The following is an 18,989-nucleotide window of genomic DNA, read 5'->3' as shown; positions in this document are numbered from 1 at the left end:
AGTTCACGAGGAGAGCCATGTCCGAGGTACCCCCTGCCCGAAATCAGGAAGAGGCCGGCGACGACTCGTACGACTACGACGTGATCGTCGTCGGCTCGGGCTTCGGCGGCTCCGTCTCCGCTCTCCGGCTGACCGAGAAGGGCTACCGGGTCGGCGTGCTCGAGGCCGGCCGGCGCTTCACCCGCGAGTCCCTGCCGAAGAATTCCTGGGACCTGCGCAACTACCTCTGGGCACCCGCCCTCGGCCTGTTCGGCATCCAGCGCATCCATCTGCTCGGCAATGTGATGGTGCTGGCCGGAGCGGGCGTCGGCGGCGGGTCGCTCAACTACGCCAACACCCTCTATGTGCCGCCCGCGCCGTTCTTCAACGACCCGCAGTGGAAGGGCATCACGGACTGGCAGGACGAGCTGAAGCCCTACTACGACCAGGCCCGGCGCATGCTCGGGGTGCGGCTCAACCCGACGATGACACCGTCCGACGTGCATCTGAAGGCGACCGCGGAGGCGATGGGCGTCGGCGACAGCTTCCACATGGCGCCGGTCGGAGTGTTCTTCGGCGACGGTGAGGACGCCGGCGGAACGGTGACGGCGAGGCCCGGCGAGGAGGTCGCCGACCCCTACTTCGGCGGAGCCGGCCCTTCCCGCAAGGCGTGCAGCGAGTGCGGGGAGTGCATGACGGGCTGCCGGCACGGTGCGAAGAACACCCTCAACGAGAACTACCTCTACCTGGCCGAGAAGGCTGGCGCGGTCGTCCACCCCATGACGTCCGTCGTCGCCGTCACCGAGGACTCCCGGGGCGGCTTCGAGATCCTTACCCTGCCCAGCGACAACAGGCGGAAGGGCAAGGGCCGCACGTTCACCGCCCGCCGGGTCGTCGTCGCCGCGGGAACGTACGGCACCCAGACGCTGTTGCACCGGATGAAGGACGGCGGCCTGCTGCCGCGCCTCTCGTCGCGGCTCGGCGAGCTGACCCGGACCAACTCCGAAGCCCTCGTCGGCGCCCAGACCGACAACCGGCGGTACCGCAAGCGGCACGGCGCGGAGCGGGTCGACTTCACACGCGGCGTCGCGATCACCTCGTCGATCCACCCGGACGCGAACACCCACATCGAACCGGTCCGCTACGGCAGGGGATCGAACGCGATGGGCGGCATGACCGTCCTCCAGGTGCCCTACCGGGTGAAGGGCCGGGTCGTCGGCTGGCTCGGCAACATGGCACGGCACCCGTGGCGCGCGGTGCGCGCACTGTCGAACCGGCGCTGGTCCGAGCGGACCATCATCGGTCTGGTCATGCAGTCCCTGGACAACTCGCTGACCACTTACCGCAAGCCGAAGGGCATCGGCAAGGGCCTGCTCACCGCCCGCCAGGGCCACGGCGCCCCGAACCCCAACCAGATCCCCGAGGCCACCCGTGCCGCGTCGCTGCTCGCCGAGGAGATCAACGGCTTCGCGGGCAGCAACATCGGCGAGCTGATGGGTACTCCGCTCACCGCGCACTTCCTGGGCGGCTGCCCGATCGGCGCCACGGAGGCGGACGGTGTCATCGACCCGTACCACCGGCTCTACGGCCACCCCGGTATCTCGGTGGTGGACGGCTCGGCGGTCTCCGCGAACCTCGGAGTCAATCCGTCGCTGACCATCACCGCCCAGGCGGAACGTGCCATGTCCTTCTGGCCCAACAACGGCGAGCAGGACCCGCGCCCGGCGCAGGGCACGGCCTACGAACGCCTGACCCCGGTGGCGCCCAAGTCACCGGCGGTCCCGGCGGACGCTTTCGGCGCGCTGAAGCTGCCGTTCCTGGGCATGCCGGCGCTCCCGCCGAAGAAGTGACCCTGCTCCGGACGCACGAAGGCCGCTGCACCCCCCTCCGAGTGCAGCGGCCCTTGTGGTTTCAGGAGCCTGGCCTGAGCGTGAACGTCAGGCGTCAGGCATCAGCCGTTACGCGGTGGCGTCACCACGGCGGCGCTTCATGGCGAAGACCACACCGGCGCCGGCGAGGACGGCGATACCGCCGACCGCGCCGATGACGGGCAGGCTCGAGTCGGAACCGGTCTCGGCGAGGTTGCCGGTGACCGGGAGCTCCTTGACGCCGCCCTGCGGCTTCGGGCCGGGGCCCTTGTCGCCCGGCTTGCCCTCGCCCGGCTTGGCCTCGCCCGGGTTCTCGTTCGGGGATCCCGGCTTCAGGACGGTGAAATCGGCCCAGGCGCCCGCGCTCTCGGCGATGCACTCCTGACCCTCGACGTCACCCAGGTAGCCGCCGGTACCGAAGGAGTAGCTGGCAGCAGCCGGCGCGTCCTTGGCGATGTTGATGCGGAGGTCGATCTTCACGAAGTCCTTGGACTTCATCGTCTCGACGCCCCAGAAATAGTCCCCGGCCCAGTTCTCGTCGCCGATCCGCTCCCACTGGTTGGTGCCGGGAAGGCGGAACTGCAGCTCGACATACTTGCTGAGCCACTTGTCCTCGTCGAGTTCGTCGTTCTCGACCTCGGCGTAGAAGGCGACGTCCTTGAGGTCTGCCTTCGAGTTGTTGGTGATGGTGAGGTTGAAGTCCTCCCAGCCGCTGCCGGCGACGATCTTGCCCGGCAGGCCGGAGAGCTCGAGGCCGAGTGCCTTCTCTTCGAAGTTCTCGTCCAGCTCCTCGCAGTACGGCGGGAACTCCTCGTCGGGGGTCTCGGTGTCGGGGGTCTCGGTGTCGGGGGTCTCCGTGTCCGGGATCTCGGTGTCGGGCGTCTCCGTGTCCGGGGTCTCCTCGTCCGGGGTCTCCTCGTCGGGGGTCTCCTCGTCGGGGGTCTCCGTGTCCGGGATCTCGGTGTCGGGCGTCTCGGTGTCCGGGGTCTCGCTGTCCGGGGTCTCGGTGTCGGGGGTCTCCGTGTCCGGAGTCTCACCCTTCGGGTCTTCGGTGCCCGGCGTGTCGGGGCCCGTCTCGGTCGTGAGCGGGGTGGTGCTGGTCGTCGCGTAGGCAGCCGGCGCCGCCAGGAACGTGGCGGGTGCGATGACGGCCGTCGCAGCAGCGAGGGCCATGGCGCGGCGAAGCTTCATTGAGACCTCAGTGAAGTCTGGGCACCGCGGGAAGCGGCACGAAGGCTGATTCGGACCCCCCCGGGCACCACCTGGGCGCGAACACGTGAGGTCGTTGTTACGCATGCATGACCTGCGACCACGGTGATTGGTTGCACGCGAACTCACAGGATGTTTATGTGACCTGCACCACGCCCCACGCCCATGGCCGGAACAAGGCCTGCGACTTCGACAGGATCAAGGTGACCGGCCAGGGCAACGGTCTCGTCTTCGACGGGCACACCGTCGACGTGCTCGTCGGCGGCTCGGGGTGCTCGTCGTGGTGGCCCGTCTCCGCCGCCCCGTCCGACCCCGCTTCCGTGTCGCGAAGGGCCCCGTGGACATCGCGTCCGCGGGGCCCTTCCGGTCGGCACCGGCGTCAGGGCAGCGCCGGTGCCGGGGCGCGGTGCCGGGGGCTTGCGCCGCGTCGGGGAGGTGTCGACGGCTCCGGGGTACGGGTGGCGCCCGATGGGCATTCGGCCTTCGGCGATGTGGGTGTGCAGAGGGGACCTGCTCGTGCTGCATCTGTGCCGGCCGGGCTGTCTCTCACCGGATGCGGTCGGCTCCGGGCGTCCCCGGAGCCGACCGCCTTTGGGTGACCGGGCTGCTGTCCCCTGCCGACCGGTCACGCGCGCTGGGGCGAGGTCCCACGACGCACCTGCAGTACGTCACACGCTCCAGCGGAGCCACGCGTGGTTTCCTTCAAGGCCCGCCCCTGGCTGGCACGGACAACCGGACCAACGAAGACCGATCGGGTGCGTCACGCGCCGTACGGGTGAGGATGGGCCCGAACGCAGATACGCAGGGGTACGCCGCCCGCGCGGTCCGAGCCCGGCCGTGGTCCGGTCCCGGTCCCGGCCCGGGCCCCGGCTCTGTTCAGATCCGGCCCCGGCACAGCTCCAGCATCGTCATCGCGAGCGCCGTCCCCGGTTTGCCGAGCGCGTTCCTGTAGTGGCCCAGCACCTCCATCTCGCGTGCCAGGTTCACCCGGCGGCCACCGGAGGAGATCCGGGCCTCCTGGATGACGGCGGAAACGGCCATCCGTTCCTGGATCAGGCCGATGATGCGGTCGTCGAGCGCGTCGATGCGCTCGCGAGCGCCGGTGATCACGTTCGCGGCCTCGTCGGTGCGGGCCCCGGTCTTCTCGGTGGTGGTGCGTGCGGTCTCGGTGATGCTCATCTCTTGGGCTCCTCGGTCGGTGGGGCCCCGGATCGGCACGGCCCGGAGAACGACAGAGCGCCCCGGGCCTTTTCGGCCCGGGGCGCCTGGGAAGTCGCTGTTCAGCAGATCAAGCAGCGCGACCATGGCAGCCGGACGGGCCGGTGCCATAGGTAAAGACGAAGGTCAGCTGCTTGTGCATGCGAGCAGTATGGACCGGATGCGGTCGAGGGAGCCAATCCCGGTTCGGATGGTGAGATGAAAAGGGCCTACCGGCGCGCCGGTAGAATCGACACAGCAGACCCCTTTCTCCCCGCCGGAAGGCCGCCCCAGTGCCAGCAGCACCCTCTGCCGCCCCCGACGTCGTACTCGTTGTCGACTTCGGTGCGCAGTACGCCCAGCTCATCGCCCGCCGCGTCCGTGAGGCCCGGGTCTACAGCGAGATCGTCCCGTCCACCATGCCGGTGGCGGAGATGCTGGCCAAGAACCCGAAGGCGATCATCCTCTCCGGCGGCCCCTCGTCGGTGTACGCGGAGGGCGCGCCGCGCCTGGACCGCGCGATCTTCGAGGCCGGCGTCCCGGTCTTCGGCATGTGCTACGGCTTCCAGCTGATGGCGACGACGCTCGGCGGCACGGTCGACAACACCGGCGCCCGGGAGTACGGCCGCACGCCGCTCCATGTCTCCAAGAGCAGCTCGACGCTTTTCGAGGGCACCCCGGCCGAGCAGCCGGTGTGGATGTCGCACGGCGACGCCTGCTCCGCCGCTCCCGAGGGCTTCACGGTCACCGCGTCCACCGATGTCGTGCCGGTCGCCGCCTTCGAGAACGACGAGAAGAAGCTGTACGGCGTGCAGCACCACCCCGAGGTGATGCACTCCACCTACGGCCAGCAGGTCCTCGAGCACTTCCTCTACCGCGGCGCCGGCATCGAGCCGAACTGGACCACGGGCAACGTCATCGACGAGCAGGTCGAGGCCATCCGTGCGCAGGTCGGCACCAAGCGCGCCGTCTGCGGTCTGTCCGGTGGCGTGGACTCCGCGGTCGCCGCGGCCCTCGTGCAGAAGGCCATCGGCTCCCAGCTCACCTGTGTGTACGTTGACCACGGTCTGATGCGCAAGGGCGAGACGGAGCAGGTCGAGAAGGACTTCGTGGCCGCCACGGGCGTCCAGCTCAAGGTCGTCGACGCGCAGGAGCGGTTCCTCGACGCGCTCGCCGGGGTCAGTGACCCCGAGGAGAAGCGGAAGATCATCGGACGCGAGTTCATCCGCGTCTTCGAGCAGGCGCAGGCCGAGATCGTGGCCGAGGCCGAGCACGGCGAGGACGTCGCGTTCCTCGTCCAGGGCACGCTCTACCCGGACGTCGTCGAGTCCGGCGGCGGCACCGGCACCGCCAACATCAAGTCGCACCACAATGTGGGCGGCCTGCCCGAGGACCTCGAGTTCGAGCTCGTCGAGCCGCTGCGCAAGCTGTTCAAGGACGAGGTCCGCATGGTCGGCCAGGAGCTCGGCCTGCCGGACGAGATCGTCCAGCGCCAGCCGTTCCCGGGCCCGGGCCTCGGCATCCGCATCGTCGGCGAGGTCACGCGCGAGCGCCTCGACCTGCTGCGCGAGGCGGACGCGATCGCCCGCGAGGAGCTCACGGCGGCCGGTCTCGACCGCGACATCTGGCAGTGCCCGGTGGTGCTGCTCGCCGACGTCCGCAGCGTCGGCGTCCAGGGCGACGGCCGCACCTACGGCCACCCGATCGTGCTGCGCCCCGTCTCGTCGGAGGACGCCATGACGGCGGACTGGACACGGATGCCGTACGACGTGCTGGCGAAGATCTCGACCCGGATCACCAACGAGGTCGCGGACGTGAACCGCGTGGTCCTCGATGTGACGAGCAAGCCCCCGGGCACCATCGAGTGGGAGTAGCAGTCCCGCTCCCTCGACTGCCGAGGCCGCCGCTCACCGTTGTGGGCGGCGGCCTCGGCATGTGTCTGGTCAGTTGAAGGGGCCGGCGTTACCTTCCGGCCATGACCGAGACGCCACCGCCGCAGACGCCCCGGACACCCGAGCCCGTCCCCGTCGAGCAGTTGCGGTTCGCGATGCCGCCCCAGCATGAAACCGTGGTCGAAGAGCGGGCGTACCGCAAGGAGCGACTGGCCGGGGCGCTGCGGCTGTTCGGGCGGTTCGGACACGAGGACGGGGTGTCCGGGCACATCACCGTGCGGGCCCCCGAGTTCGTCGACTGCTTGTGGGTCAATCCGTTCGGGGTTCCGTTCTCGCAGGTGTCCGCCGGTGATCTGGTCCTCGCCAACGCAAAGGGGCAGGTCGTCGTCGGGCGCCACCACGTCAACCAGGCGGCGTTCACGGTCCATGCCCGGGTGCATCTCGCCCGGCCCGATGTGGTCGCCGTCGCGCACACCCACTCCGTGCACGGGCGGGCGCTCGCGGCGCTCGGCGAGCTGATCGAGCCCATCACCCAGGAGGCGTGCGCCTTCTACGAGGACCACACGCTGGTCGACGCGTACACGGGTGTGGCCGTGGACGAGGACGAGGGGCGGCGGATCGCCGAGGCGCTCGGCGCGTACAAGGCCGTCGTACTGCTGGGCCACGGGCTGCTGACGGTCGGCGACTCGGTCGATGCCGCCGCATGGTGGTTCCTCTCCATGGAGCGCTGCGCCCAGGTGCAGCTCGCGGCGCGGGCCGCCGGAAAGCCCGTGGTCATCGGCCATCGGGCGGCGCTGGCCACGCGCGCACAGATCGGCGGCGATCTCGCCGCGTGGATCAACTACCAGCCCCTGTGGCGGCAGATCAGCCGGGAGGAGCCGGAGCTGCTGCGGTGAGCGAGGGCAGGGGAGCGTCAATACGGTGACATCGTGAATCACCCTCCCTGGCCTCGGCCATCGGGGTGGCGGCGGTTTGCGTACGGCACAATTCCCATGCATCACACGGCGATTGGTCCGGTGCGATGCAGGGAGAGGTGGCGTTCGGTCGTGGCGGTGCAGGAAGCGGGACGGTGCGACGAGTGCGCGCACGGCGCGCGCGACAGCCATCGGCGAGCGGTGGCCGAATTCATCTCCCTGCGGGACGAGTTGGCCGCCGGCCACGGCCTGCCCGCGCAGGTCGCCCACTCGCCGGGCGCCTCACGCCAATGGGTGTCCGACGAACTGACACAGTCCGCCCGTGCCGTCTCCGACCGGGGCCGTGCGGCGGTCACGGTCCGGCTGCGCAGCCTGCGGCTCCGTTCCGTGGTCGTCATCTGGGCCTGCTTCGGTGTGCTCGCCCTCGGCCAGATCGTGACCGCCATGGGGGCGGGCTGGACCGGCGCCCGGACGGCCGGTCTCCTGGCGGTACTGGTCGCCGCCTGGCTGCTGACCGGCGCGGCCCACGCCCATCGGGCGAAGGGCGGCCTGCTCGCTCCGCTGACCGGCGAGGACAACCGGCTCTCCACCTCCCGCGCCGTGGCCGCCGGCTGGATGCTGTTCGTGTGCTGCGCGGTCCTGGTTCTGACGCTGCAGCAGGCGTGGGACTCCGCGTCCGCAGACCGTGACCGGCTCTTGGAGGGGATGGCCATCGGCCGGGGCTGCGGTCTGCTGTTCGTCGTCGCGCTCGTCTGCGCGGTCGCCGTGACGGCGCGCCGGGTCGTCGCGGTACGCGTACAGGGCCGGCGGCTGCAGAAGGTGCGGGCGGACCGGCCCCGCCCTCGCGACCTGGTCTGCGACGACGACGGCCGCGCCGCCTTCGCCGATGTGCAGTACCTGCTGGTGAGCGCGGCGGCCGTGACGTTCGGGCTGGTACGACTCGCCCGCAGCCCGGGGCAGTTGCCCGATCTGCCCTGGGGCGTCGCGCTGCTGGTGGCGGTGTCCGCGGCGACCTACCTGGCGGCGAAGTACGCGGAGGGCGGCCGGCCCGTCGTGATGTCCGTGGTGCGGGCCCGTGAAGCCGGCGACCTGGACGGCCCGATCCGCACCGGCGACGACATCGAGATCCGCGGCACCGGCTTCGTCCCGCCCGGCGCCGGTACGCCGGACCGGCTGACCCGCGTGGTCGTACGCATCGGGGCGGTACATGTGCACGTGCCGCTGATCCCCGTACCGGGCGGCTTCGCCAACCCGACCGACACGGTGCTCACGGTGCCGGTCCCCGTGGAGGTGGAGCCCGGGCCGGTCGATGTGCAGGTGGTGACGGCCGCGGGCGTGGAGAGCAACCGCTGCCTCATCGAGGTGACCGACTGACCCTCCGCCGACGCCACGCGCACCTCCCGTGCTTCTTGTGCCCCGCGTGTCACAGTGTGTGTCGCCAACCTGGTGAGCGGCACGGCTACGTCGTACGTATGGTCGTCTGACGGGTCAACCTGAAAGCGGGACCAGCGATGACACACACGCATCGGGCGACAGCGGCATACGGGACGTTCGACGACGGGCCGCGCGGATGGAAGGAGCAGGCCCGGCGATACGCGCTGCTGCCGCTGCGCCTCTTCCTCGGCGTCACCTTCATCTACGCGGGCATCGACAAACTCACGGACAGCGCCTTCATGTCGGCCGGCGGCACCGGCTCCGTCGGTGAGCTGATGAACGCCGTGCGCGACTCGTCCGCCGTGCCCGCCCTCGTCGACCTGGCGCTGAACAACCCGGAGGGCTTCGGCTACGCCATCGCCTTCGGCGAACTGGCGGTCGGCATCGGCATCCTCGTCGGGCTGCTCGCGCGGCTCGCCGCCCTCGGCGGGGCGTTGATCTCGCTGAGTCTGTGGCTGACCGTGAGCTGGCAGACCGATCCGTACTACTACGGAAACGACCTCGCCTATCTGATGGCCTGGCTGCCGCTGGTGCTGGCCGGTGCCTCCGTGTTCTCCCTCGACGCACTGATCGCGGCACGGCGACGGACCGCGTAGTGCAGAGCGGCCACCACACCGGCCACGAACAGGCCGCCGAAGACGACCGGGAACGCCAGCCACCACGGGGTGCGCCAGGCGTTCGCGGCGTCGCCGCCGTAGAGCAGGGCCGCGGTCAGCACGCACAGCCCGGCGATCAGCCGCGCGGGGCGGAACTCGTGCCGGCACTCGCGGCCCGTCCCACCGCCCGGGCGGGCCCCCGGCTCATGACGCTGCACGGGTGACCTCCACCTGTCCGATGCCGACTTCCAGAACCAGCTCCACCGTGCCCCCCGGCTGCACGCCCGCGGGCGGGGCCAGCGTGCTCCTGCGGTCCTGGCTCGGGCCGACGTCGATGTCCTCCGCCGTGTCCGAGGGGAGGCGGATGTCACCGATGCCCACCTCGGCGCTGACCTCCACCCGCGCGTCCTCGGGCACCACAACCTTGAGCTGACCCGCACCGAGCTCGGCCCGTGTCGTCACCGTCGTACCCACGGGGACGGCGACGGCCGACAGGTCCAGCGTGCCGGCGCCGGTGCCCAGTTCGTAGAGCGGCTCGACGGCCGTGACCGCGGCAGGCCGCCACGTCGTCTCGCCCCAGCTCGTGCCGATGTCCTTCGGCAGCGCGGAGGCAGCCGCCAGCATCCCGGCGGTGACGAGCGTGAGCAGGATCGTGCCGAAGCCCGTGCGCCCCAGCAGGGCGCTGACCAGCAGACCGAGGCCGAACACCGCCAGCGCGGCGACCAGCCCGATCTGCAGGGCCGTGCCCAGCGGCTGACCCTCCCAGCTGAGCCCGGTGCCCAGTCCGCCCGCGAGCAGCGCGAGCAGGAAGACCGGGCCGCCGATGCCCCGCGGGCCCCGGCTCTGCCGCGGCACCGGTCCCCTGGCCGGGGCGGTCGGCGCAGCGGCTTCCGCCACCGCAGAGGCCGGACCCCACAGATACCCGGTCGGCACGGGGCCCGTGGTGCCGTCCTTGACGATCGGGTCGCGCCACCAGGACGGGCTCTCCGGAACGGGCGGCGCCTTCGTTTCCGGCGGGGCCTCCGCCACCGCGTGCGCCGTGGCGGTGTCCATCGGGGCGCCCTCCGTCGACGCCACCAGGCGGCGCTGGGACCATACGGCGGCACCGGCGACCGTCAGCGACAGCAGCGCCGCGAAGAACAGCGTCCCGCCGTTGCCCAGCATGGAGAGGAAGATGCCGCAGCCGATCAGCGCGAGGAGGACCGCGGTCAGCGACGCGCCGTCGACCCGTCCGGAGAGCAGACGGCGGAACTCGGTCTCCCCGTCGTCCTCCGACGGGATCAGCAGCCAGGCGAACCCGTAGAAGATCAGGCCGATGCCGCCGGTCACGGAGAGGACGCCGATGGCGATCCGGAAGATCACCGGGTCCACGTCGCAGTAGCGGCCCAGACCGCCGCACACACCGGCGACCACCTTGTGCCGGGGCGAGCGGCGCAGCGGCGGCACCTCGGACGGCGTGCCGCCGCCCGGCACGGCGCCCGCCGCGTCCGCCTGCGGGCGCGCGTGGGTCCGCGCGTCGGCGTGCGGCTCCCCGGGTGGGGTGGTCGGCTCAGTCATGTCTCCATGGTGACGGGCGGCGCGGCGTGAGGGCACCCGCCCCGACCCTGGCCGTTCCCTGATATCCGGTGTCAGGGTCGGTTTGAGGGACGACCCTGATACCGCGCCGGCCCCCCGCGTGTGACGATCGGGGCATGCCAGTCGCCACGCCCGGAACCACCGGCACCTCCCGCGCCCCGCTGCCGGAGGAGCCGGCTCTGCGCAGGCTGTATCGCAGCGCCGACGGCCGGATGCTCGGCGGTGTGGCGCGCGGCCTGGCCGGGCATCTGGGCCTGCCCGTCGTCTGGGTGCGCCTCGTCTTCCTCGGACTGCTCCTGGTCGACGGCCTGGGCGCAGTGCTCTACGCGGTCTTCTGGATCGTCGTGCCGCTCGGCGTCGGCGGCCGGGCCGCCGAACCGCGCTCCGTGTTCGCGACCACGTCCGACGGCCGCCGACGGCTGCGCAAGCCCGACAAGGGCCAGCTCTTCGCGCTCGTCGCGCTGCTCTTCGGCGCCGCGGTCTTCGTCGGCAACGTCGACATGCACGGCAGCAACCGCTACGTGTGGCCGACGCTGCTCATCGGCGCCGGTGTGGTCCTGGTCTGGCGGCAGGCGGACAACGCCCGGCGCGCCCGTTGGACCGACGTCGGCCGTCGGCGCCGGCTGCTCCAGCTGGCGCGCGCCCTGGCGGGCGTCGCGCTCGTCGGGATGGGCCTGACCGTCTTCATGGTGGTCCGCGGCTCGGCGGCCCAGCTGGGGAACATCCTGACCGCCGCGGTCGCCGTCATCGCCGGTGTCGCCCTCCTCGCCGGCCCGTGGCTGGTGCGGATGACGCAGGACCTCTCCGAGGAGCGGACCATGCGCATCCGGGCCCAGGAGCGTGCGGAGGTCGCCGCCCATGTCCACGACTCCGTACTGCACACCCTCACCCTGATCCAGCGGAACGCCGACGACGCCGGCGAAGTGCGCAGGCTCGCCCGCGCGCAGGAGCGCGAACTGCGAAACTGGCTCTACAAGCCGGAGGGCACCGGCAAGGACGAGGAAGAGGAACCCGACACCCTCGCCGAGGCGGTCAAGAAGGCGGCCGCCGAGGTCGAGGACAAGCACGGCGTCCCGCTCGAGGTCGTCGTCGTCGGCGACTGCCCGCTCGACGAGAAGCTGAGCGCACAGATGCAGGCCGCGCGCGAGGCGATGGTCAACGCCGCCAAGTACGGTGGCGCGGGCGGGGCGGTGCAGGTGTACGCGGAGGTCGAGGGCCGTACGGTCTTCGTCTCCGTGCGGGACCGGGGGCCGGGTTTCGACCCGGACGCGGTACCGGAGGACCGGATGGGCGTCAGAGAATCGATCATCGGCCGTATGCAGCGCAACGGCGGGACGGCGCGGCTGCGCTCGGTGCCCGGGGAGGGTACGGAAGTGGAGCTGGAGATGGAGAGGGCGGACGGATGACCGAGACTGCCGGAGTGAGCCCGGAACGGCGGGTGCGGGTCGTGCTCGTCGACGACCACCGGATGTTCCGCACGGGCGTGCAGGCCGAGATCGGCCAGACGGAGCGCACGGGTGTCGAGGTCGTCGGCGAGGCCGCCGATGTCGACCAGGCCGTCACCGTGATCACCGCGACCCGGCCGGAGGTCGTCCTGCTCGACGTGCATCTGCCCGGCGGGGGCGGAGTCGAGGTGCTGCGCCGCTGCGCCTCGCTGATGGCGGCGGCGGAGAACCCGGTGCGGTTCCTGGCGCTGTCGGTCTCCGACGCCGCGGAGGACGTGATCGGCGTGATCCGGGGCGGCGCCCGCGGCTATGTCACCAAGACCATCACGGGCACCGACCTTGTCGACTCGATCTTCCGCGTGCAGGACGGCGACGCGGTGTTCTCGCCGCGGCTGGCCGGCTTCGTGCTGGACGCGTTCGCCTCGACGGACGCACCGCCGGTCGACGAGGACCTGGACCGGCTCACCCAGCGCGAGCGCGAGGTGCTGCGGCTCATCGCGCGCGGATACGCCTACAAGGAGATCGCCAAGCAGCTGTTCATCTCGGTGAAGACCGTCGAGTCGCATGTCTCCGCGGTGCTGCGGAAGCTGCAGCTGTCCAACCGGCACGAGCTGACCCGGTGGGCGACGGCCCGCCGTCTGGTGTGACGGGCCGCGGTCGGATGTGACGGGGCGTCAGTCGCCCTACGGCAACGGCACGGGCATGTCGGTCTTGTCGCCGACGCGCGTGTGGCCGACGCCGGCGCAGATGCGCTCGGTGTCCGGGTCTCCGGGCCCCGGCCAGACGGTACGGCACCGGGTTTCGGACCGCGTCCTGGGCCGCTACGCGGGGCGGGTCGCCCCCGCGAACGGCATCTGGTCGATCGGTGCGACGCGGACCGGGGCGCCGGGGCGCGGAGCGTGGATCATCTGGCCGCCGCCGATGTAGAGGCCGACATGCGAGACGCCCGAGTAGAAGAACACCAGGTCACCCGGCGCGAGTTGGGCGCGCGAGACGCGTCGGCCCGCGTTGATCTGCGTGTAGGTCGTGCGGGGCAGGGAGACGCCCGCGGAGCGCCAGGCGGCCTGGGTCAGGCCCGAGCAGTCGAAGGCGCCGGGGCCCGTCGCCCCCCATACGTACGGCTTGCCGAGCGCTTGGTAGGCGTAGGCGACGGCCTGGGCGGCCCGGCTGCCCGGCGCCTGCAGCGGGCCGCGAGGTGTGCTCGAGCGGCCGGCGCGCGCGGGGGCGTCCGCCCCGCCGCCGTGGTGGGCGGCGCGCTGCTCGGCCGTCAGCCCGGACAGCAGGCGCTCGGCGGCCGAGAGCTTCTCCCGGACGGTGGCCTTGTGGCGGGCCAGTTCGGCCCGGCGTGCTTCCAGCGCGGTCATCCGTTCGCCGGCCTGTGTCTTCAGCCGTGCGAGCTCCATCAGCTGCCGGTGCACGCCGGCGATCGCCGACGCGTGGCGTGCGCCGACGCGTTCGGTGCGGGCCGCGCGGTCCAGGTACTCGTCCGGGTCCGAGGTGAGTGCCAGCTGCAGGCCGGGGTCCAGGCCGCCGCCCCGGTACTGGGCGGTGGCGATGGAACCGAGGGCGTTGCGGGAGGTGTTCAGCCGCTCGGTCCTGCGGGCGGACTCGTCGCGCAGCGAGTCCAGCGACCGGCGGGCGCTCTCCACCTGCTCCTTGGTGCCGTTGTACTTCTCGGTCGCGGCCTCCGCCTCCTGGTACAGCCTGTCGACCCGGGCCTTGATCTGTGCGGCGGTGGGACGGGGCTCGGCATGCCCTGTGCCGCCGAACGCGGTCGTGGTCGCCGCTCCGGCGAGCGCGAATGTGGCCGCAGTACGGACGGCCGGCCCGGTGAGCGGATGCTGCCTGGATTTGCGGTGCGCTGCCACGAGGGCTTCCACGTCCTTCCGTCGGCCGGCCGCCATCCCCTGAGGGTTCGTCCCTTCGGTCCCTGCGGGGCGGTCCCGGTCGCTGCGGATCGGGTCCCTTCGGGTCCGGCGGCGGGCCGCACAGGGGAGCGGTCCGCCGCCGGATCCTCGGCGGTGGCGGCCGAGTGCCGTCCGGCTGCACGACGGCTGGTGGGGAGTCGGCCACCTGGAGCAGGACGCTAAACCCGGCGGTCACGGGGGCGGGAGGGAAGGTCTGCAAACTTCCGAAGATGGACGTTCGGGATCGGTTCCTGAGCGCCGTGCCGGCGACGCGGGCCCGCATTCCGGTACTCCGCCGACCGATACGACCGAACCCGCCCACCTGCCCGACAGCCAGTGGTATCGCGGCGGTTAGAGTCCCGCCATGGACGTACTCATCAATGTCTTCGTGGCACTGCACATCATCGGCATCGCCTCCCTCCTGGGCGGGTTCCTGACCCAGACGAAGGCGATGCGCGACGGCACGGCCCGCTTCAACGCGCCGATGCTGCACGGCGCGCTGACCATGCTGATCACGGGTGTGGCGCTGGTGGGTCTGAACCAGGCGGACGACCAGAGCGTGAACAACCTCAAGATCGGCATCAAGCTGGCGGTGCTGGTGGTGATCCTCGGCCTGGTGTACGTGAAGCGGGACGAGGAGAGGGTCGACAAGGCGCTGTTCGGCGCGGTCGGTGGTCTGACGGTGGTCGACATCTTCATCGCCACGCTCTGGACCTGAGCGGAACCGCTGCTCCGACCTGAGCGGCGGGTCCGGTCCGGACCCGCATGACGAGGTCCGGGCCGACGCGGCTGACGCACGGATGCCCGGGCGGCTCGGCCGCCCGGGCATCCGTGCGTCAGGTCGTCCCCTGTCCGCGCCCCGTCAGGCGGGACGGACGCTGCCGTAGATCGGCATGTAGTAGATCGACTCCTCGCGGACGTTCGCGCCCGGCTTGGGGGCGTGGATCATCTTGCCGTCGCCGATGTAGATGCCGACGTGGCTGATGTCGTCGTAGAAGAAGACCAGATCGCCGGGGAGCAGACCGGCCGTCTCCACGCGGGAGCCCACCTTCACCTGGTCCCAGGTGGTGCGCGGCAGGTCCACCCCGGCGGCCTTCCACGCGGCCTGGGTGAGGCCGGAGCAGTCGTACGAGCTGGGTCCCGTCGCGCCCCAGACGTACGGCTTGCCGATCTGGTTGCGGGCGAACGCGAGGACCTTGTCGGCCTTGGCCGCATACGTGCCGTCGTCCGTGCCGGTACCGGTACCGGTGTCACGGTCGGGGGTGGTCTCGCTCTCCTGTCGCTGTCGCTCTGCCTCCGCCTCCGCTTCGGCGCGGGCGGCCGCCTCCGCCTTGGCCTTCGCCTCGGCCTTGCGGCGCGCCTCCTCTTCCTTCTTCCGCTCGATCGCGGCGAGCCGTGCCTTCTCCTCGGCCGTCAGCTTCGACAACAGCGTGCGCGCCTCGGCGAGCTTGGTCTGCACGGTCTTCTTGCTGGTGCGCAGGGACTCCTGGGAGTCCGTGAGGGACTCGAGGCGCTTCGTCGCCTCCGCGCGCTGCTCGGCAGCCGCCGCCCGCTCGGTCTCGTATTCGGTGACGGCCCTGCGCTGCTGGTCCGTCATCCGGTCCATCAGCTGCGTCTGGTCGAAGTACGCCTGCGGGCTGTCCGCGAACATCAGCGCGGCGGTGGGCGTGACTGCGCCGGTCCGGTACTGGGCGGCCGCGTAGTTGCCGAGGGCGCGGCGGGACTCGTTCAGCTTCTCGGTGCGCTTGGCCGCGTCGTCGAGCAACTGGTCCACCTCGGCGCGTTTCTCCGCCGTGGCTTCCTTGGCCTTGTTGAACTCCTGGGTGGCGCTGCCCGCCTGCCGGTACAGGTCGTCGACCTTCTTCTGCACCTCTTCGATGCTGGGCTTCGGATCGGAGGGTGCGGCGGTCGCGCTCTGCGTGGAGAGCAGAGTCACACCGGCGAGTGCTGCCGTCGTGAAGCCGACGGCGGGGGAGGTCTTTGCGGTTCGGCTGCGGGGCTTGCGATGCGACGCCAAGGCCGGCATCTCCTTCTTCCGTGGACCGCCTACCGGGTTAGCTGTCGGGTTCGGGCGGAGCGGAAGACGCCCTACGGACCGAGTGGTGCGCGGTCCGATTCACCCCGGTTGTGCATGGTGGGTCCCCGGTTCCGAACTCCTTTGGCAGGAGCCCGGATTCGGCGCAGGCTGCCCGTTCGGCGTGGTTCGCCAGGAGGGGTACGGGCCGCCTGGTCGAGCACGCTAGCCAACTCGTGTGTGTGCTGTGAAGGTTGATGTTCGATATGTCCGATACATTTTCGTGACCTTTTTCGGCGGGTGGCCGCCGGCCGGGGTGCCGATGGCAGGGCGGATGCGTCCCGTCACGTACCGTGTCCCGCTCGTGCCCCTGCTCGTGTCCTGCTCGTGTCCCGATGCGGCCACGTGCTGTCGGTCCGGCCGCCTAGACTCGTTAAGCGATGAGCAGCCTCTTTGACGACAGCTTCCTGGCGGACCTCCAGCCCGACGGGGACGAGCAACCGCCGCCGCCCGAGGAATCGGCTCCGGAGCAGCTTCCGGACGACCTCTTCCAGGGCGCGTTCGACGTGCCTCCGGCCCGCGACGGGTACTACCGCGACGGCGCCCCGCGCCCTGTCGTGGACCCCGCCGCCCTGCTCGAGGGGCTGAACGAACAGCAGCGTGCGGCCGTCGTGCACACAGGGTCACCGCTGCTCATCGTGGCCGGTGCCGGCTCCGGCAAGACCCGGGTCCTCACCCATCGCATCGCGCATCTGCTGGGCACGCGGCATGTCCACCCCGGCCAGATACTGGCGATCACCTTCACCAACAAGGCCGCCGGCGAGATGAAGGAGCGCGTCGAGCAGCTGGTCGGCCCGCGTGCCAATGCGATGTGGGTCCTGACCTTCCACAGCGCCTGCGTCCGGATCCTGCGCCGCGAGTCGAAGAAGCTGGGCTTCACGTCGTCGTTCTCGATCTACGACGCGGCGGACTCCAAGCGGTTGATGTCGCTGGTCTGCCGCGATCTGGACCTCGACCCGAAGAAGTTCCCGCCGAAGTCCTTCAGTGCCAAGATCTCGAACCTGAAGAACGAGCTGATCGACGAGGAGACCTTCGCCGACCAGGTGGTTGGTGGTACCTCCCAGGCCGAAGGCTCTGGGGGAGGATTCGAGAAGACGCTCGCAGAGGCGTACCGGATGTACCAGGCGCGGCTGCGCGAAGCCAATGCCCTGGACTTCGACGACATCATCATGACCACGGTCCACCTGCTTCAGGCGTTCCCGGATGTCGCCGAGCACTACCAGCGGCGCTTCCGGCACGTCCTCGTCGACGAGTACCAGGACACCAACCACGCTCAGTACACGCTCGTGCGCGAGCTGGTGGGCAAGGGGTGCGAGGACCTGGACCCGGCCGAGCTGTGCGTCGTCGGCGACGCCGACCAGTCGATCTACGCCTTCCGCGGCGCGACCATCCGCAACATCCTCCAGTTCGAGGAGGACTACCCGGACGCGACGACGATCCTGCTGGAGCGGAATTACCGCTCCACCCAGACGATCCTCTCCGCCGCCAACGCCGTCATCGAGCGCAATGAGTCCCGCCGCCCCAAGAACCTGTGGACCGACGCGGGCGCCGGCGCCCAGATCACCGGCTACGTCGCGGACACCGAGCACGACGAGGCGCAGTTCGTCGCCGACGAGATCGACCGGCTCACGGACGCGGGCGAGGCGAAGGCCGGCGACGTCGCGGTCTTCTACCGTACGAACGCCCAGTCGCGTGTCTTCGAAGAGATCTTCATCCGCGTCGGCCTGCCCTACAAGGTCGTCGGCGGAGTGCGCTTCTATGAGCGCAAGGAGGTCCGCGACGTGCTGGCGTATCTGCGTGTCCTCGCCAACCCCGAGGACAACGTTCCGCTGCGCCGCATCCTCAATGTGCCCAAGCGCGGCATCGGCGAGCGCGCGGAGGCGATGATCGACGCCCTTGCGCTGCGGGAGAAGATCACCTTCCCGCAGGCGCTGCGCCGCGTCGACGAGGCGTACGGGATGGCGGCCCGCTCGGCGAACGCGGTCAAGCGGTTCAACGTGCTGATGGAGGAGCTGCGCACGATCGCCGATTCGGGCGCGGGCCCGGCCGTCGTACTGGAAGCCGTGCTGGAGCGGACCGGCTACCTCGCCGAGCTGCAGGCGTCCACGGACCCGCAGGACGAGACCCGCATCGAGAACCTCCAGGAACTGGCGGCGGTGGCGCTCGAGTTCGAGCAGGAGCGCGACGAGGAGGAAGGTGCGGGGACGCTCGCCGAGTTCCTCGAGAAGGTGGCGCTCGTCGCCGACTCCGACCAGATCCCCGACGAGGACGACGAGGGCACCGGCGTCATCACGCTGATGACCCTGCACACCGCAAAGGGCCTTGAGTTCCCCGTCGTGTTCCTGACCGGCATGGAGGACGGCGTCTTCCCGCACATGCGGGCGCTGGGGCAGACGAAGGAGCTGGAGGAGGAACGGCGCCTGGCGTACGTCGGCATCACCCGTGCCCGCGAGCGGCTCTATCTGACCCGGTCGACGATGCGCAGCGCATGGGGCCAGCCCTCGTACAACCCGCCGTCGCGCTTCCTGGAGGAGATTCCCGGCCAGCATTTGACCTGGAAGCGGACGGGCCCGATGGCCGCCCCCGCGGGACCGACATCGGGTATCGCGTCGTCCCTGTCGTCGTCCCGCTCGCGCGGTGGCGCATCGGGCTTTGCCACGCGGCGCACGGGCGACAAGCCGGTGATCTCGCTGGCGGTCGGCGACCGGGTCACCCACGACCAGTTCGGGCTGGGGACCGTGGTGGCGGTGACCGGCTCCGGCTCCGAGGCGCAGGCGACGATCGACTTCGGGGACGAGAAGCCCAAGCGGCTGCTGCTGAGGTACGCGCCGGTCGAGAAGCTCTGACGACGTCGAGGAGCTGGAGCACTGTCAGGACCGGGTTCCCGCGGGGGCCCGGC

15 protein-coding genes and 1 riboswitch are annotated in these 18,989 nt (G+C 70.9%); of the genes, 9 read left to right on the top strand and 6 right to left on the bottom strand.

The genetic code is table 11. From position 1 onward, the window contains the following. The first annotated feature begins 17 nt into the window (after nt 1-17). The gene (locus ACZ4SA_RS16645) at nt 18-1,829 is read left to right on the top strand and encodes a GMC oxidoreductase (RefSeq protein WP_468274771.1); all 1,812 of its coding nucleotides are present in this window, start codon (nt 18-20) and stop codon (nt 1,827-1,829) included. Nucleotides 1,830-1,937: 108 nt separating this feature from the next. Here ACZ4SA_RS16645 and ACZ4SA_RS16640 read toward each other — a convergent pair whose 3' ends face one another. Both ACZ4SA_RS16640 and ACZ4SA_RS16635 read right to left on the bottom strand, forming a co-directional pair. Beyond that, complete coding sequence (locus ACZ4SA_RS16640) at nt 1,938-3,038, bottom strand: LAETG motif-containing sortase-dependent surface protein (protein ID WP_468274769.1); 1,101 nt, start codon at nt 3,036-3,038, stop codon at nt 1,938-1,940. A gap of 894 nt (nt 3,039-3,932) precedes the next feature. Further along, entirely contained in the window at nt 3,933-4,235 is a 303-nt protein-coding gene (locus tag ACZ4SA_RS16635; protein WP_468274768.1) for a chorismate mutase, read from the bottom strand. A gap of 311 nt (nt 4,236-4,546) precedes the next feature. Here ACZ4SA_RS16635 and guaA point away from each other — a divergent pair, with 311 nt between their 5' ends. From guaA to ACZ4SA_RS16615, 4 genes are all read left to right on the top strand, one after another. Next, nucleotides 4,547-6,127 carry a glutamine-hydrolyzing GMP synthase gene (gene guaA, locus ACZ4SA_RS16630; RefSeq protein WP_468274767.1) on the top strand — a complete coding sequence of 527 codons (1,581 nt, stop codon included), beginning with the start codon at nt 4,547-4,549 and terminating at the stop codon, nt 6,125-6,127. Between the two features lie 101 nt (nt 6,128-6,228). Continuing rightward, nucleotides 6,229-7,041 carry a class II aldolase/adducin family protein gene (locus tag ACZ4SA_RS16625; protein WP_468274765.1) on the top strand — a complete coding sequence of 271 codons (813 nt, stop codon included), beginning with the start codon at nt 6,229-6,231 and terminating at the stop codon, nt 7,039-7,041. A gap of 96 nt (nt 7,042-7,137) precedes the next feature. Next, nucleotides 7,138-8,433, top strand: coding sequence for a hypothetical protein (locus ACZ4SA_RS16620; protein WP_468274762.1), 1,296 nt, complete (start codon nt 7,138-7,140; stop codon nt 8,431-8,433). A 137-nt stretch (nt 8,434-8,570) separates the two neighbouring features. Then, complete coding sequence (locus ACZ4SA_RS16615) at nt 8,571-9,089, top strand: DoxX family protein (protein WP_468274759.1); 519 nt, start codon at nt 8,571-8,573, stop codon at nt 9,087-9,089. On the opposite strand, the gene ACZ4SA_RS16610 is transcribed toward ACZ4SA_RS16615, so the two are convergent. Further along, nucleotides 8,999-9,307, bottom strand: coding sequence for a hypothetical protein (locus ACZ4SA_RS16610; RefSeq protein ID WP_468274756.1), 309 nt, complete (start codon nt 9,305-9,307; stop codon nt 8,999-9,001). The two genes, ACZ4SA_RS16615 and ACZ4SA_RS16610, sit on opposite strands and share 91 nt — an antisense overlap. Next, nucleotides 9,294-10,646 carry a PspC domain-containing protein gene (locus ACZ4SA_RS16605; RefSeq protein ID WP_468274754.1) on the bottom strand — a complete coding sequence of 451 codons (1,353 nt, stop codon included), beginning with the start codon at nt 10,644-10,646 and terminating at the stop codon, nt 9,294-9,296. Before ACZ4SA_RS16605 ends, ACZ4SA_RS16610 begins: the two co-directional genes overlap by 14 nt. Before the next feature lie 134 nt (nt 10,647-10,780). On the opposite strand from ACZ4SA_RS16605, the gene ACZ4SA_RS16600 reads away from it, so the two are divergent. Then, the gene (locus tag ACZ4SA_RS16600) at nt 10,781-12,070 is read left to right on the top strand and encodes a PspC domain-containing protein (RefSeq protein WP_468274751.1); all 1,290 of its coding nucleotides are present in this window, start codon (nt 10,781-10,783) and stop codon (nt 12,068-12,070) included. Beyond that, entirely contained in the window at nt 12,067-12,756 is a 690-nt protein-coding gene (locus tag ACZ4SA_RS16595; protein WP_468274749.1) for a LuxR C-terminal-related transcriptional regulator, read from the top strand. The genes ACZ4SA_RS16600 and ACZ4SA_RS16595 overlap by 4 nt, the downstream gene beginning before the upstream one ends. A 174-nt stretch (nt 12,757-12,930) precedes the next feature. Here the strand turns inward: ACZ4SA_RS16595 and ACZ4SA_RS16590 are convergent, their stop codons facing one another. Beyond that, a complete protein-coding gene (locus tag ACZ4SA_RS16590; RefSeq protein WP_468274746.1) occupies nt 12,931-14,013 on the bottom strand; it encodes a C40 family peptidase in 1,083 nt (360 codons plus the stop codon). 367 nt (nt 14,014-14,380) lie between these two features. On the opposite strand from ACZ4SA_RS16590, the gene ACZ4SA_RS16585 reads away from it, so the two are divergent. Beyond that, nucleotides 14,381-14,734 carry a hypothetical protein gene (locus ACZ4SA_RS16585; RefSeq protein ID WP_468274744.1) on the top strand — a complete coding sequence of 118 codons (354 nt, stop codon included), beginning with the start codon at nt 14,381-14,383 and terminating at the stop codon, nt 14,732-14,734. Between the two features lie 144 nt (nt 14,735-14,878). On the opposite strand, the gene ACZ4SA_RS16580 is transcribed toward ACZ4SA_RS16585, so the two are convergent. Continuing rightward, the gene (locus ACZ4SA_RS16580; protein WP_468274742.1) at nt 14,879-16,042 is read right to left on the bottom strand and encodes a C40 family peptidase; all 1,164 of its coding nucleotides are present in this window, start codon (nt 16,040-16,042) and stop codon (nt 14,879-14,881) included. A 2-nt stretch (nt 16,043-16,044) separates the two neighbouring features. Next, nucleotides 16,045-16,207: riboswitch (cyclic di-AMP (ydaO/yuaA leader) on the bottom strand. A 263-nt stretch (nt 16,208-16,470) separates the two neighbouring features. Here ACZ4SA_RS16580 and pcrA point away from each other — a divergent pair. Then, nucleotides 16,471-18,936, top strand: a complete 2,466-nt coding sequence (gene pcrA / locus ACZ4SA_RS16575; protein ID WP_468274740.1) for a DNA helicase PcrA — start codon at nt 16,471-16,473, stop codon at nt 18,934-18,936. Nucleotides 18,937-18,989: the final 53 nt, after the last annotated feature.

This window comes from Streptomyces sp. NPDC027962 (assembly GCF_055566095.1).
Note: the sequence above shows the minus strand (reverse complement) of the source record. Positions and strands in the feature narration are given on the sequence as shown.

Excerpts from the sequence above, each read along its gene's own strand:
- ACZ4SA_RS16585 (WP_468274744.1), top strand. The coding sequence starts at position 14,381 with ATGGACGTACTCATCAATGTCTTCGTGGCACTGCACATCATCGGCATC.
- ACZ4SA_RS16590 (WP_468274746.1), bottom strand. The coding sequence starts at position 14,013 with ATGGCGGCCGGCCGACGGAAGGACGTGGAAGCCCTCGTGGCAGCGCAC.
- ACZ4SA_RS16620 (WP_468274762.1), top strand. The coding sequence starts at position 7,138 with ATGCATCACACGGCGATTGGTCCGGTGCGATGCAGGGAGAGGTGGCGT.
- ACZ4SA_RS16640 (WP_468274769.1), bottom strand. The coding sequence starts at position 3,038 with ATGAAGCTTCGCCGCGCCATGGCCCTCGCTGCTGCGACGGCCGTCATC.
- ACZ4SA_RS16580 (WP_468274742.1), bottom strand. The coding sequence starts at position 16,042 with ATGCCGGCCTTGGCGTCGCATCGCAAGCCCCGCAGCCGAACCGCAAAG.
- ACZ4SA_RS16645 (WP_468274771.1), top strand. The coding sequence starts at position 18 with ATGTCCGAGGTACCCCCTGCCCGAAATCAGGAAGAGGCCGGCGACGAC.
- ACZ4SA_RS16615 (WP_468274759.1), top strand. The coding sequence starts at position 8,571 with ATGACACACACGCATCGGGCGACAGCGGCATACGGGACGTTCGACGAC.
- pcrA (WP_468274740.1), top strand. The coding sequence starts at position 16,471 with ATGAGCAGCCTCTTTGACGACAGCTTCCTGGCGGACCTCCAGCCCGAC.
- ACZ4SA_RS16600 (WP_468274751.1), top strand. The coding sequence starts at position 10,781 with ATGCCAGTCGCCACGCCCGGAACCACCGGCACCTCCCGCGCCCCGCTG.
- ACZ4SA_RS16635 (WP_468274768.1), bottom strand. The coding sequence starts at position 4,235 with ATGAGCATCACCGAGACCGCACGCACCACCACCGAGAAGACCGGGGCC.
- ACZ4SA_RS16605 (WP_468274754.1), bottom strand. The coding sequence starts at position 10,646 with ATGACTGAGCCGACCACCCCACCCGGGGAGCCGCACGCCGACGCGCGG.
- ACZ4SA_RS16595 (WP_468274749.1), top strand. The coding sequence starts at position 12,067 with ATGACCGAGACTGCCGGAGTGAGCCCGGAACGGCGGGTGCGGGTCGTG.
- ACZ4SA_RS16625 (WP_468274765.1), top strand. The coding sequence starts at position 6,229 with ATGACCGAGACGCCACCGCCGCAGACGCCCCGGACACCCGAGCCCGTC.